The sequence below is a fragment of the Mycetohabitans sp. B46 genome (assembly GCF_037389205.1).
GTDB lineage: Bacteria > Pseudomonadota > Gammaproteobacteria > Burkholderiales > Burkholderiaceae > Mycetohabitans.
In genome coordinates this window covers 271986-286551 of the sequence record NZ_JADBGL010000003.1, presented here as the reverse complement: position 1 = coordinate 286551, position 14566 = coordinate 271986, and the positions used below count along the sequence as shown (strand labels likewise).

The window sequence follows — 14566 nt, the reverse complement described above, 5'->3', positions numbered from 1 at the left end:
GTTGATCATGCCAGACGCACCGGATGCCCCGGAAGCCAAGCGCGCAGCTTACCCCTATGCATCGGGCGGCTGGGGCTCACTGAAGGCGGTCGCCGGAATCCTGACGAAGGAAAAAGTTGCGCTCAAAGATAGCGGCCTGCTGACCCACCAGAACAAACCCGATGGCTACATGTGCGTGGGCTGCGCATGGGCAAAGCCTGCACAGTCGCACCTGGCCGAGTTCTGTGAAAGCGGGGCGAAAGCCACCGCGTGGGATATCACGAAAAAGCGCGTGACGCCGGACTTTTTCGACGTTCATACGATAAGCGAGTTAGCCACCTGGCATGACCACGATTTGGAGGCAGCGGGTCGCCTCACCGCGCCGCTGCGCTACGACCGTGCACAGGACAAGTACGTCGAAGTGAGCTGGCAGCAAGCGTTCGATGAAATCGGCCGCGAATTGCACGCGCTAGATCCCGCGCGGGTGGTGTTCTACACGTCAGGGCGCGCGTCGCTCGAAACAGCGTACATGCTGCAACTGTTCGCGCGTCTTTTCGGCACCAATAATCTACCGGACAGCTCGAACATGTGTCACGAAAGCAGCAGTGTCGGCCTGAAGGAAGCCATCGGCGTGGGAGTCGGCACGATCACGCTCGAGGACTTTGAAAAGACCGATTTGATGTTTTTCTTCGGCCAAAATGTCGGGACTAATAGCCCGCGTATGCTGCATCCGCTGCAACACGCGCGTGAACGCGGCGTGCCGATCATCACGTTCAACCCACTGCGCGAACCGGGACTGATCCGCTTTGCCAATCCGCAGTCGCCCGTGCAGATGCTCACCCCAGCCAGCACGCCAATCAGCACGCAGTACCATCAGGTCAGAAACGGCGGTGACAGTGCCGCGATCGTCGGCATCTGCAAGGCCGTGATCGACGCCGATGACCAGGCGCGGCAAAGCGGCGCACCGCGGACAATCGATGTGGCGTTCATCGAACAGCATACGACCGGCTACGACGCATTCGCCGACTATCTGCGCAACACAGCATGGACCGACATCGAGGCGGCCAGCGGGCTGACGCGTGACGCACTGCAGGCAGCGGCGGCCGAGTACATGAAGGCCAACTCGGTGATCGCACACTATGGAATGGGCCTTACGCAGCATTGGTTGGGAGTGCAAAACGTGCGTCTACTCTGCAATTTGTTGTTCCTACGCGGCAACATCGGCAAACCGGGCGCAGGACCCTCGCCGGTGCGTGGACACTCGAATGTGCAGGGACAACGCACGGTCGGCATCACCGAGAAGCCGGAGCTTGCGCCGCTGGACCAGCTCGCCGAGCAATTCTCGTTTAAGCCACCTCGCGAAAAAGGGCTGAACACCGTCGAGACATTCGAGGCCATGCTCGCCGGCAAGATCGACGCGGTGCTGAACCTCGGCGGCAACCTGGTCCGCTCCGTGCCAGACCGCTCGCGCATCGAGCCAGCCTGGCGCAAGCTGCGGCTCACGGTCAACGTCGCCACCAAATTAAACCGCTCTCACCTGCTGCCGGGCGAAATTTCCTATGTGCTGCCCTGCCTGAGCCGCATTGAAATCGACCGGCAGGCAAGCGGCGAGCAGGCTGTGTCGATCGAGGACAGCACCGCTTGCATTCACGGCTCCCGTGGCTACGCGCAGCCGGCCAGCGACAAGCTGCGCTCGGAGCCTTACATCGTTGCCGGGATAGCGAAAGCCACGCTGGACCCGCGTGTAGGGCCCAACTGGAACGCATGGCGCGACAACTATGCGCTGGTGCGCCGTGAGATCGCCCAAACCTATCCGGACATGTTCGAGGATATCGAGCGGCGCATGTGGCAACCGGGTGGCTTCCCGCGCCCGCTGTCAGCGCGCGAGCGGCGCTTTACCACGGCATCGGGCAAGGCCGAATTCCTCGTGCCCGCGACGCTCGACAAAGACTCGGACATGCCGCAGCGCGAGCCGGATGCGCTGCGGCTCATGACACTGCGCAGCGACAGTCAGTTCAACACGACGATTTACGCACACGATGACCGCTTCCGCGGTATCCAGGACTCGCGAATGGTCGTGCTGATGAACCCGCACGACATCCACCGTCGCGGCCTGCATGAGAACGACAGGATTACGCTGCAGACCATCGCGAACGATGGCATCGAACGGCGCCTGAGTGGTCTGCGCGTGCACGCCTACGATGTGCCACCCGGCTGCATTGCTGGATATTATCCCGAGTGTAATGTGTTGCTGCCGCTGTGGCATCATGCCGAGCAAAGCAAGGTACCGGCCGCCAAGTCAATTCCGGTCAGGATACTGCGCGACGACGCCCCTCCCTGTCCGGATCGCTAGGCGTCACGTTGCCTCGTTCAGTCACGTCCCTCGTTTTGCAACCGATCAATTCGATGTTCTTACGCTCGATCGTGTAGCGCAGCCCGGCCGTGGTTGGTTTCGGACGTGTGGTCGCGCCCGTCGGCGAACTCACCGAACACGTCATTATGACCCAGTTGGTCAGCGCCGCACGCCTGCCATGCGCGCGGTGGCCGGCGCCCTCCCAATACCCGTTGGCGCTTGCCCAACAGGCCGCCGTCGCGCACGTGTTGCACACCCTCAGCTCCAGCAGCGGCATCCTCGGTGTCAACGGCCCGCCCGGCACCGGCAAGACCACGCTGCTGTGCGACGTGATCGCCGAGATCGTCACGGCGCGCGCCCAGCGGATCGCCGCACTCGACAAACCCGCAACCTTGTTTGACAAGCCGGTGCAGATAGCCGGCATGAAGTTTTCGCCACTCAAGCGCGACGTGATCGACGGTACGTCCATCGTCGTCGCAAGCAACAACAACGCCGTCAAGAACATCACGCAGACATTGCCGGCCCGCGCCAAGATTGGTCGCGAATTCGAGCCGGCCGCCTACTTCGACGAGGTGATCCGCGAAATCTTCCACGCGCAGAAAGTCTTCGACGACGAAGGACAGCCAATCGACGGCTGGGGCGTCATTGCCGCCGCACTGGGCAATGCCAGCAATCGGCGATCGTTTGCCACAGGCTTTTTCCGTGACGAGCGCAAGGTCAAGCGGCCGACATCCACTGCTGACATGGTAACCCATGCGCCGGACCATGACGGCGACGGCGACGCTGACGACGCAACAGAAACAACGACGCCGGACGCTGCGACTCAGCGTGCCGCCCCCTGCGACGATCGTCCGCTAACGATGAAGCAGATTTTGGAAGCGGCCGACCAAGATTACCCACGTTATCAAGCCGAATGGAAAAACGCAAAGCGCGCGTTTCTCGATACGCACGCCGAGATCGAAAAGCAACGCGCCGTGCTGGTGGCTGCCGAGCAGGCCGCACGAGAGCTGGATCGCAGCCGCGTGCAATGGGAAACGCTCGAAGCATCCCTTCAAAGCGCGGCGGATACGCTCGCCGCGAGTGAACAAGCCCTGGCCGCGTTGCGCGAGCAGCAGACCGACCTGCGCGCCCTCCTGCACAGTCATCAGGCGGTCCTCGCGCAATGCGAGGCGGCCTATCTACCTTCGCTCTGGGATCGCCTAATGCGATGGCTCGGCCGCGAAACGCCCCGCATGATCGTGCGACGCCACGCGCTCGAAGCCCCCAGCAGGCCCTCGACGCGGGCTATGCGATCGGTGCCAAGCATTTTCCGAATGATGCGTTCTGGTCCTTGCCCGCCGACACCCGTCATCGCGCCAGCATCGCAGTCAGTCCTGCACTCGATCATCTGCGCGCACGGCTGTTCCTGCACGCCATCGAACTGCATCGCGCGACGATCCTCGCCAACGCCGGCAAGTTCATCGGCAACCTGCGCGTGGTGCACGGCATGCTGACCAACACACTGCAGGACAAGCTACTCGTCGACCAACGGCCGCTGCTGTGGAATGTCCTGTTTTTCGTGGTGCCTGTCGTGTCCACGACCCTCGCCTCGTTCGATCGCCTGTTCGTCGGCATGGGGCAGGACAGCCTCGGATGGCTGCTGATCGACGAAGCGGGCCAGGCCACCCCGCAATCAGCCGCTGGTGCGATCTGGCGCAGCCGCCGTGCGGTCATCGTCGGCGATCCGCTGCAAATCGAACCGATCTTCACCGTACCGTTGCACGTCACAGAAGCGTTGCGGCGCCGCCATCAGGTCGATCCAGCCTGGTCGTCCGCCGACGAGTCGGCGCAAACGCTCGCCGACCGCATCACGCCGTTCGGCTCCTGGGTTAGCAGCTCGGCCCAATACACCGGCAGCGAGACACGCACCTGGACCGGCATACCGTTGCGTACGCATCGGCGCTGTGACGATCCAATGTTCTCGGTCGCCAACCGTATCGCCTACGCCGACCAGATGGTGCAGGGGCGCGTCGATGAGGCAGGACAACCACTGCCCACGCCCTTTTCTTGTGTCCTCGGCGACAGCGCCTGGTTCGACGTGGCCTCCACGCGCGTGCACCATCCGGTGTCGGACGACGAGCTGGACGTGCTACGCCAGTGCCTGACCACGTTGCGGCGTGAGCCGGCGCATGGTGAGGATAATAAACCGGCCCGCGTCTACGTCATCTCACCCTTGCGCAAAGTGGCCAACGCCTGCGGCGATCTCGTGCGACGCGGTAAATTCGACGGCATCGAGGTCGGCACCGTCCACACGTTTCAGGGCAAGGAAGCCGACGTCGTCTTCCTCGTATTGGGCACGGCGCCCGGCCAGCAAGGCGCGAAGGCCCGCAATTGGGTAACTGACACGCCGAACCTGCTCAACGTCGCCATCACTCGTGCCAAGTGCCGCCTGTACGTGATCGGTGACGCGCAACAGTGGGGTGGTCTGAGCTATATCAGCGAGCTATACACCGCGCTGACCGTCGTGCGTCTGCCGTCCAGCCCGCAATCATGCGGGCTGGCGAACGATACGCCTTTGCTCTTCGACGCGTAGCGCGCACATCACACACCAGCGCGATAGCCACCGCCGTGCGCTAGACTAGGGATATCGCTCGCCCGTCTTTCCTCGCGGCGAGTGTCCTCATGGCAAACGAACCCTGATGCACGCTGTGCGCTTCCTGTTGCCGGATGACGGCCATGCGCGATCCAGTCCCCGGCCGATGCGCTCTGCAAAGGTAATACAAGCAGCCATCTTCATGGTCGTCAACTCACCAGACATTGGCGTAATGCCGCGCTTGGAGCGTGGTATGGCGAGCGCAACTCTCGGGCCCCAATGTCAGGACGCAGTCGCGATCAACCATGCGCTGGACCACACACGGGATACATTCGCCCCTGCATTCGGCTGGTTCCAAAAACCAAAGGCAAAGGCACCGAGCGAATAGCACAGCAATCATTAGCGGGCACTCGATTTTTGGCTGATAACGCAAAGCTAATGCGTAGGAGCTGTCACGTTGTCTGTTGGCAACGTCCCGTTTAAAGAAGCTAGAGCGTGTTATGCACTTTCAGCGAGGCTGGGAATCGAATCGAGATGGAGAAACGTAGATCCTATCTGAGCGATGTGACGGACGAAGAATGGAGCTTCGCTGCTGCGTATTTAACGTTGATGGAGCCAGATGCACCGCAAAGACGGTATGAATTGCGCGAGTTTTTCAACGCGCTGCGTTGGCTAGCTCGTGCAGGCGCTGCGTGGCACATGCTGCCGACGAATTTTGCGCCATGGGAGGCGGTGTATCAGCAAACTCAACGCTGGCCGCGAGCGGGCTGCTTCGAAGCGATGGTTCAGGATTTGCACTCGGTGCTGCGTGTTGCGCAGGGCCGGCAAGGTCAGCCCAGTGCGGTGATTTTGGACGGGCGTACGTTGCAGTCGAGCTGCGAGCGTGGCCCACGCGCAGGCTACGACGGCTACAAGCTGCCCAACAAGTCCACTTCGCGGCTGCCTGCGCCGCGCCCGTAATAAGTTAGCCAGAACGTCTGGCAGCAATTCTCCCCTCATCGTCTGTCTTGGCCACAGTTAAAGTGGGCCGGCTCTGGGCGATCCCTTCAGTGGGATAAGGTTGAGCATGCCACGCCCCGCTATCGCCCGCGATTTTCGCGATATCAACTCGGTTGAAACCACGTTTGCCAAGCGCCGGCTCAACGTCAAGCACCGAATCCAGTGCCTGCGCGCCCCCGCCATTGCCCGCGATTCTGACGATATCCGCTTGGTTGAATCCGCGCTCGCCAAGCATCGGCCCACAGTCGAGCACCGCTTGCAACGCCTGGGCTGCACAGTCATAGCTTGCAATTTTTAAGATATCAGCCCGACTCAGTACTTGAGCGAGTTCATCGTGCTTATTTGAGATAAACGCCAGGGTGGTACCACCACCATAATGTTTCTCAATCTTTATGAACCGCACCGGGTTTGGTGGAGGCTCCCACTCTTGAGAAAATGGAGCCATGGACAAGAAGCTAAGCAAGTTTTCCCCGGAAGTGCGAGAGCGCGCAGTGCGCTTGGTACGCGAGCAGCGTAGTGAGCACCCGTCGATGTGGGCGGCAGTCGAATCGATTGCACCGATGATCGGCTGCACGCCGCAAACGTTGCTGGATTGGGTCAAGCGTGAGCAAGTCGAGCGCGGGGAGCGCGATGGCGTGAGCAGCGCCGAGCGCGAGCGTATCCAGGCCCTGGAGCGAGAGGTCAAGGAACTGCGCCGTACCAACGAGATTCTCAAGCTGGCGAGTGCGTTTTTCGCACAGGCGCAGCTCGAGCGCCGATTCAAGTCCTAAAGGCCTTCGTCGATCAGCATCGCGACACCTTCGGGATCGAGCCGATCTGCAAGGTCTTGCGGATCGCCCCGTCGGGCTACCGACGCCATACGGCGCTGCTTGGCGACCCGTCGAGACGCTGCGCCCGTGCAAAACGCGATGAGATGCTGCAACCCGAGATCAGGCGTGTTTGGCAAGTCAACATGCAGGTCTATGGCGTGCCAAAGGTTTGGAGACAGATGAAGCGCGAAGGCATTGTGGTGGCACGCTGCACGGTCAAACGACTGATGAGGCTGCAAAGCTTGCGTGGCGCGCTGCGCGGCAAGCGTGTGCGCACAACGATTGCCGATATGAGCGCGCCGCGCCCGCTGGACCGGGTCAACCGCCAGTTCAAAGCTGACCGACCGAATCAGCTCTGGGTGTCGGACTTCACCTATGTTTCGACATGGCAGGGCTGGTTGTACGTGGCGTTCGTGATCGACGTGTTCGCCCGTCGCATCGTTGGCTGGCGCGTCAGTTCGTCGATGACCACGGAATTCGTTCTGGATGCACTTGAACAGGCACTGTACGCCCGCCAACCGGGCAACGACGGAACACTGGTCCATCATTCGGACAGAGGGTCGCAATACGTCAGCATTCGGTATAGCGAACGGCTGGCCCAAGCAGGCATCGAGCCATCGGTAGGCAGCCGTGGCGACAGCTACGATAATGCGTTGGCTGAAACGATCAACGGCCTGTACAAGACGGAACTGATTCATCGGCGTGCCCCTTGGAAAACAAGGGAATCCGTCGAATGGGCAACGCTTGAATGGGTCGCCTGGTACAACCATCATCGGCTGATGGAACCACTCGGCTATATCCCACCCGCCGAAGCTGAGGCAAACTACGATAGGCAACTCAGAAATACCGCTGGTGTGCCCGCATTAACTTAAACCAACCGGCCTCCACGATTCCCGGGGCGGTTCAGCACGCTGCCATAGCTGCTTTGACAGCGCTTTATTAAAGTCTTTCGTGCTTTTGAGCAGTCCGAGCGCCACCGGGGCACGTTGCGGGGGCAGCACGCGCTGAAAGAGAGGATCAAGTAGCGAAAGCTCGTACGCGTATTGAGCCGGCGGCAATGCCGCCAACCCGAACGGTAGGCTACATAGCGCGCTATCTAATTGAGGATCCGGCAGTAACAGTGCCAAGTGCCGCAGATTGGCATAGTGCATAGGCCGGTATGCGTCCGGCAGTAACCGTATCGAATCGGCCAATGCGCCAATCGGCTCACTCTGATAGGATGGCGGTAAGCGCTGTACCCATGCCAGCAACGTTTCGTAATACTAGGCAATCTTTGCGCCTTTATCACTAGCATGGCGGAAAACGCGGGGCAGCAGTATCGCCAGTTCCGCGATCAGGTCGGCTTGTTCGGCCGTGTGCAACGCGGGAAGCCGGCCTAAAAAAGCCTGATATTCGCCTTCATACCACGACTGTGATGCGCCGTTGCCCAAACCTCCGAGCAGCGATGCCACCGCAGCCCACGTGCTGCCCTGCTCAGCGCTTCGTCGTTCGGCTTGAGCATATACAAACTTGTATAGTGCATGTGCAAATTCATGGACATCGCATTGTGGCCGATGGCGCGAGATTTCATGTAGGGCCCGGATCATGTCATTTTGTATCTGCAAGCCTTGCGTGGGGACACGACCTGCAGCCTCAAAAACTTGTTCGAATGCTGCTTGCTGCTGCTCCCAGCGCATAGCCCTTATTGCGGGCCACAGTGCCTTGAGCGGCTCAGCGCGAAGCGCCGGCTCAACACGGATACGCTCGATCTCAGTAAGCAGCTGTTGCATCGATGCGAGATCGAGCACATTCATCCCCGGACTATCCCTACTTTCTAACGGACAGAGCGGTACGTTGCGCGCAGCCTTGGCACGTTGCCAGCAACGCCGGCTCAGCCACCTTTCCCGTAACACATGGTACGTTTGCTTGTCCACGATCGATAAGTTGCCGATATCGTCGAATGGCATATGGTCAGCCACTTGCTGGAGGACTTCTGGTGGCAGATCGTGGTACGTTGTCGGGCGACTTGTTCGGCCTGTTGATAAGCCATCCGTCAAGCTATTCGTCGCGCTGGCCAACAAGCCTGTCGTCGGGTGTTGCGACACGCGCGCGCTCTGAGCCACTGCCAACTTTAGGACATGAGGCGGCAGCCGCGGCAGGATGGCCAGCTTGGCGACTCTCCATAGCATATAGCACCACTTGAGCACTGTGCGATGCGGCGTTCGGATCAAAGTCCATGGCAAGCTCGATAAGGGATAGGGCATGAAGCAAGCGCAACGCGAAGCGATGCTGCCCAGCAGGCTAGCCTAAAGTGGTTGGATCAGCGCAGTAGTGAACAAAAATGACTAGATTGATGGCGGATCATGCCATTGGTTACCTGACGCCCGAGCAGTTCGCCTGAGCGCTTGAAGCATGCTCAGCCGTTTTTAGCCTTGGTCTCTCGCTGCGGTCTGGATTAAATTCGGGGCAGGCTAGGCAAGCGCTCCGAAGATAAGGGCGCCGATCAGAACAGGCGACAGATAAAGAAAACCCCGGTTCTCCGTGAAGAACCGGGGTTTCCACCGCCCTATACCGAAGTACTGGCGGAGACGGAGGGATTCGAACCCTCGATCCAGGTTTTGGCCCAGATGCTCCCTTAGCAGGGGAGTGCCTTCGACCTCTCGGCCACGTCTCCCGAAACTTCGCTCGCGTAGGGAGTCCACGCGACGAAGGCAAGATCATAGCGGCTCTACGCGATCACGTCAATTCATAAGACGCTACAACACAGGCGCGCCACGATCGGCAGCCACCGCGCGATCACGCCTGGTCGAGTTCAAACGCTTTATGAAGCGCGCGCACGGCAAGCTCCATATACTTTTCGTCAATCAACACCGAGATCTTGATTTCGGACGTCGAGATCATCTGGATGTTGATGCCCTCCTCCGACAACGTGCGGAACATTTTGCTAGCAATGCCCACGTGTGAACGCATGCCGACGCCGACAACCGACACCTTGGACACCTTGGGATCGCCCAGCACCGTCTGCGCGTTCACCTGTCCGTCGGCCTGATGGGTTAGGATATCCATCGCGCGCTGGTAGTCGCCACGGCCAACGGTGAACGTGAAGTCGGTCTTGCCGTCCACGCTGGTGTTCTGGATGATCATGTCGACGTCGATGTTGGCATCGGCGACCGGCCCGAGGATCTGGTAGGCAATGCCTGGCTTGTCAGGCACGCCCATGACCGCGATGCGCGCTTCGTCGCGCTGGAAGGCAATGCCGGAGATAACGGCTTGTTCCATTTTCTCGTCTTCTTCAAAGGTAATCAGGGTGCCCGAACGCATTTCGTCGTCCAGCGGCATCAACGGATCAGTCAGGCTCGACAGCACGCGCGTCTTTACCCGGTACTTGCCAGCAAATTCGACCGAACGAATTTGCAGCACTTTAGAGCCGAGGCTGGCCATCTCCAGCATCTCCTCGAACGTGACCCGATCAAGCCGACGCGCCTCTTCGACAACGCGCGGGTCGGTCGTGTACACGCCGTCTACGTCAGTGTAGATCAAGCATTCGTCGGCTCGCATCGCGGCCGCGATCGCGACTGCCGACGTATCGGAGCCCCCCCGGCCCAACGTGGTGATGTGGCCGTCAGGATCCACGCCCTGAAAACCCGTGATGACGACAACCTTGCCGGCATCTAGGTCGGCCAGCACGCGTTTATCGTCGATCTCACTGATGCGCGCCTTCGTGAACGCGCTGTCCGTCTTGACCGCGACCTGCCAGCCGGCATAGCTAACCGCGTTGACGCCTTCTTCCTGTAACGCGATCGACAACAGGCCAACGCTAACCTGCTCGCCCGTCGATGCGATCATGTCGAGTTCGCGTGCACTGGGCTGCGCCGATATTTCCTTCGCAAGCGCGAGCAACCGGTTGGTTTCACCCGACATCGCGGACGGCACGACGACCAACCGGTGACCCGCCTTGTGCCACTTCGCGACGCGCCTCGCGACATTCCGGATGCGCTCAACCGAGCCCATCGAGGTGCCGCCGTATTTATGTACGATGAGTGCCATTGCCGTTATAAACTAGAGGAGAAACCACGCCGGCGCGCACGCGGGGTCGTTCGACAAAAAAGGCACAAACGAGAAGCGGCGCCGTCAGCGCATGCGCGCCCGATCAATGAAAATCGAGTAAAGCCAGGCGGGCAAACCGATAACCCTACCGTATGCCGGTGTACTTGACAAGCGAAAATGCGTGCCGCGCCGTGATGCGCCTGCAGCCGAGGGTCACGCGAGCAATAAGTCCGGTTGCCATTCGATCCGCACCCGGCCGCCGCCCGCAACGTTGGGATCGACGCCCAGCCCGGGTACCCACAGCAACGTGTCGCCGACGAACAACAGTGGGACATCACGTCGCCAGGCCGGCACCGCCGCCTCTTGGAAAAGGTTCTTCAACGTGCGCAGCGGACCGCCGGCGCGCAAGCGCATGCGCTCGCCGCCGCGCCGACCGCGTATCGTGAGCGGCGCGCATTCGAGAACGCTGCGCTGCACCCCCTGCTCATCGTTGGCGCCACACAGCACGAAAACAATCGATCCTCGCCACGCCGGCAGCCGCCAAACTGACTGGCCCGACCACCGCAACTCGGCACTCGGCGGCATCACGTCATGGCTGGCCGCCCCGTCATCCTGGCGCTCCCACCAGACCCGGTTGCGATACAGGCGCAGGCAATGTTCGTCGTGCTCGATCCGTAGCGCCGCATCGCCTCCGGCCTCACGCAATTGGCGCAGTATTTCCTCGACGCGCGCCGCGGATGGCGTCGCCAGCCCCGCCTCGCGCATCCAGAACCGCAGCAGATTGACTGCACGCTCATGACTGAGTTCAACCAGCGCACGCCGCGATAACGTGGGTCCCGCGGGCACCGGTGCATCGGATCGCTTCACAGCGGCGGCGCGCTGGCTGGCAAACGTGCATGCACGCAAATCGATCCTAGCCAAATCCTCGAGCAGACGCTGCGCGGCGGCGGCATGCCGGGCCGTTCGCGCTAGCGCGTCGCGATACCCGGGAAAATGAACGGCCAGCGTCGGCATCACATGCCGCCGCACCGCATTGCGCGCATACCGCAGGTCTGCATTGGATTCGTCCTCGATCCAGCGCAATGCATGCTGACGCGCATACGCATCGAGAGACGCCCGCAGTATCGGCAATAAAGGCCGCACGTGGACGAGCCCGTTCGGTAGCACGCGATGCAACGGCATCGCGGCGAGCCCGGGCAGCCCCGCGCCACGTAGCAATTGCAGCAGCACGGTCTCGGCTTGGTCGTCCGCGTGATGGCCAAGCCACAGCACGCGCACGCGATGAGCCGCGCACATCTGCTCGAGTGCGGCATAGCGGGCGTCACGCGCAAGGGCTTCGACACTGTGCTGCGGCGTGCGCGCGATTGCGACAGCGCGGCAATCGAAAGCGACATCAAGCCGGCACGCCATGTCGGCGCAATGGCTGCGCCAGGCATCGGCATGAGGACTGAGCCCGTGATGAACGTGCAACGCGACACACCGGCGTGCGCCCAGCACGCGAGTCGCTGCATGCAGCAGCACCGTGGAATCGATGCCCCCGCTGAAAGCGATCGCAACGGACGCATCGCGATGCAGTGCCGTGGCCTGAGCTGCCACCGCCCCGAGAATCAGACGCTCGACCGATGATTCGTCCGCACCCATCATCCGCTTACTCGTCTAGACGCCGCCCAGCGCGTGCCGCATCGCGCCGTTAGTTGCCGAACGGGCCGACCTTGTATTTACCGTAGTTCATCAACCGTTCGAAGCGGCGGTCACACAGATCGTTCGAACTCATGCCCTGGAACTGTCGCAACGAGTCGGCCAGCGCACGGCGCAGCATCGCGGCCATGCCTTTCGGATCCCGATGGGCGCCGCCCAGCGGCTCGTTGACAATCTTGTCGATCAGGCCGAGCGCCTTGAGCCGGTGCGCGGTCAAGCCCAGCGCCTCCGCTGCCTCGGGCGCCTTTGCTGCACTCTTCCATAGGATCGACGCGCACCCTTCCGGCGAAATCACCGAATAGGTCGAGAACTGCAGCATCAACACGCTGTCGGCGACGGCAATGGCCAACGCGCCACCGGAGCCGCCCTCGCCAATGATCGTCGCGATCGTCGGCACTTTCAACTCGGCCATCACATAGAGGTTGCGACCGATTGCCTCGGACTGACCACGTTCCTCAGCGCCCACGCCCGGATATGCACCCGGCGTGTCGATAAACGTGAAAATCGGCAAGTTAAATTTCTCGGCCACCCGCATCAGCCGCTCAGCCTTGCGATAGCCTTCCGGGCGCGACATGCCGAAGTTGCGCAACGCGCGCTCCTTCGTGTCGCGTCCCTTCTGCTGACCAATCACCATGCACGGATGACCATTGAAGCGCGCTAGGCCACCGATGATTGACAGGTCATCGGCAAACGATCGGTCACCGTGCAATTCGTGGAAATCCGTGAACAGCTCGTTCACATAGTCGAGCGTATAGGGGCGCTGCGGATGCCGCGCGATCTGCGACACCTGCCAAGGCGACAGGTGCGCATACAGATCCTTCGTCAGTTGCTGGCTTTTCTTGGACAGCCGCTCGATCTCTTCCGAAATATCGACGGCCGAGTCGTCCTGCACGAAGCGCAATTCTTCGATTTTTGCTTCGAGTTCAGCGATCGGCTGCTCGAAATCCAGAAAGGTGGTCTTCATTTGTTCGAATCCTTGAACTATCCGGCAGCGGGTATTCTAACCGCGTGTCGCCCTACCGGGACCGGCTCTGAACTATCACATTGGCGTTCTGATAGTTGCCGATGCGATGTTGACAGCGGATATGACGCCACCCTGTCCGCCCCACGCTTGATAGCGCGGGCTAAGCCTGCGCGCTCAGCGGTTCCAGACTGCGCCACATGTACCACGTCGCGACAGTACGCCACGGCTCCCAATTCGCCGCGACCTCCCTGGCTTCGCTGCGCGTGACTGGCTCGCCACTGAAATAATTGACACTAATCGCACGGATCAGTCCGAGGTCATCCAGCGGCAGTACGTTCGGGCGCATCAGGTTGAAAATCAGGAACATCTCAGCGGTCCAGCGGCCAATCCCGCGTATCTGCGTCAGCTCGCCAATGACCGCCTCGTCATCCATCGACGCCCATGATGCGACATGCAGCGCACCGGACGTAAAATGCTGCGCAAGGTCCAGGATGTACTCCGACTTGCGCTTGGATAATCCGCACTCGATCAATCGCGGCTGCCCAAGCTTCACGATGCGCGCCGGCGCAATCGACGGGCATGCGGCCGCGAGCCGCGCCCATATCGCCTGCGCAGCGCTGACCGAGATCTGCTGGCCGACAATGGAGCGGGCAAGCGTCATAAACGGATCGCCGCGCGCCATCAAGTGAACGGGCCCGAACTGCGGAATCAATTTTTTCAGGATACGATCGCGACGGACCAGGTCCGCGCACGCACGGTCCCAATATTCGGGCCGCGACACGGTGAGCACCTGCTCCGATGAGGCGGTCGGGACCGACGCCTCGGACGCTGGGGCAGCCGCCTTGCGCGCCAGACTAACATCCGACACTGGCAAACGCGCGTTGCATACCGGCTCGGTCTCCGACGCCGACGCCGACGCCGACGCACGCGCATTGTGCACCGGTTCGGCCTGCTGCACCGACGCACGCGCCTTGCGCGCCGGCTCCGCGTTCGAGGCTGCACGCGGCACGCGTCTTGGCGCAGCGTCTTCCTCAGGCCCATTGGCGCGCGCCACACGCGTACGGGCAGCGCCGCGCTTTGCTGCCGCTATCGCCGCATCCTGCGGCGCCTTCGCCCCAGTGCTGCGCGCCGCCTTCTTGGCCGTTGTCATCTCGCCTCCTGGCTGC

10 protein-coding genes, 1 tRNA gene, 1 pseudogene and 1 other annotated feature are annotated in these 14566 nt (G+C 61.3%); of the genes and pseudogenes, 5 read left to right on the top strand and 7 right to left on the bottom strand.

Annotated elements, in window-relative coordinates:
• Positions 1-7: 7 nt before the first annotated feature.
• The 4 genes and pseudogenes from IHE30_RS05310 to IHE30_RS05295 form a co-directional block, all read left to right on the top strand.
• Positions 8-2332 carry an FdhF/YdeP family oxidoreductase gene (locus IHE30_RS05310; RefSeq protein ID WP_337689368.1) on the top strand — a complete coding sequence of 775 codons (2325 nt, stop codon included), beginning with the start codon at positions 8-10 and terminating at the stop codon, positions 2330-2332.
• A 146-nt stretch (positions 2333-2478) separates the two neighbouring features.
• Positions 2479-3825 (top strand): hypothetical protein, encoded by a 1347-nt coding sequence (locus tag IHE30_RS05305; protein ID WP_337689367.1) that lies wholly within the window; start codon positions 2479-2481, stop codon positions 3823-3825.
• On the top strand, positions 3819-4904 hold the full coding sequence (locus IHE30_RS05300; RefSeq protein ID WP_337689366.1) for a DEAD/DEAH box helicase: 1086 nt from the start codon (positions 3819-3821) through the stop codon (positions 4902-4904). Before IHE30_RS05305 ends, IHE30_RS05300 begins: the two co-directional genes overlap by 7 nt.
• Positions 4905-5438: 534 nt before the next feature.
• Positions 5439-5819 (top strand): annotated as a pseudogene (locus IHE30_RS05295) (transposase); the annotation flags it as partial.
• A 49-nt stretch (positions 5820-5868) separates the two neighbouring features.
• On the opposite strand, the gene IHE30_RS05290 reads toward IHE30_RS05295, so the two are convergent.
• Entirely contained in the window at positions 5869-6348 is a 480-nt protein-coding gene (locus IHE30_RS05290; protein ID WP_337689365.1) for a TAL effector repeat-containing protein, read from the bottom strand.
• Between IHE30_RS05290 and IHE30_RS05285 the strand changes: the two genes are divergently transcribed.
• A protein-coding gene (locus tag IHE30_RS05285; protein ID WP_337689364.1) for an IS3 family transposase occupies positions 6347-7584 on the top strand; the annotation gives its coding sequence in 2 pieces (ribosomal slippage) (positions 6347-6638 and positions 6638-7584; 1239 coding nt in all). The two genes, IHE30_RS05290 and IHE30_RS05285, sit on opposite strands and share 2 nt — an antisense overlap.
• Positions 6628-6744, top strand: a sequence feature (AL1L pseudoknot). (Overlaps the previous gene by 117 nt.)
• Positions 7585-7974: 390 nt before the next feature.
• Here IHE30_RS05285 and IHE30_RS05280 read toward each other — a convergent pair.
• The 6 genes from IHE30_RS05280 to IHE30_RS05255 all read right to left on the bottom strand — a co-directional run bounded on the left by IHE30_RS05280 (position 7975) and on the right by IHE30_RS05255 (position 14550).
• Positions 7975-8658 (bottom strand): hypothetical protein, encoded by a 684-nt coding sequence (locus IHE30_RS05280; protein ID WP_337689363.1) that lies wholly within the window; start codon positions 8656-8658, stop codon positions 7975-7977.
• Positions 8659-9271: 613 nt separating this feature from the next.
• A tRNA-Ser gene (locus IHE30_RS05275) sits at positions 9272-9365 on the bottom strand.
• Between the two features lie 122 nt (positions 9366-9487).
• Complete coding sequence (locus tag IHE30_RS05270) at positions 9488-10738, bottom strand: aspartate kinase (RefSeq protein WP_337689362.1); 1251 nt, start codon at positions 10736-10738, stop codon at positions 9488-9490.
• 213 nt (positions 10739-10951) lie between these two features.
• A complete protein-coding gene (tilS, locus tag IHE30_RS05265; protein ID WP_337689361.1) occupies positions 10952-12382 on the bottom strand; it encodes a tRNA lysidine(34) synthetase TilS in 1431 nt (476 codons plus the stop codon).
• A 46-nt stretch (positions 12383-12428) separates the two neighbouring features.
• Positions 12429-13400: an acetyl-CoA carboxylase carboxyltransferase subunit alpha gene (locus IHE30_RS05260; RefSeq protein WP_337689360.1), complete on the bottom strand. Its 972-nt coding sequence runs from the start codon at positions 13398-13400 to the stop codon at positions 12429-12431.
• Between the two features lie 160 nt (positions 13401-13560).
• Positions 13561-14550, bottom strand: a complete 990-nt coding sequence (locus IHE30_RS05255) for a DNA-3-methyladenine glycosylase family protein (RefSeq protein WP_443193604.1) — start codon at positions 14548-14550, stop codon at positions 13561-13563.
• Between the last annotated feature and the right edge of the window lie 16 nt (positions 14551-14566).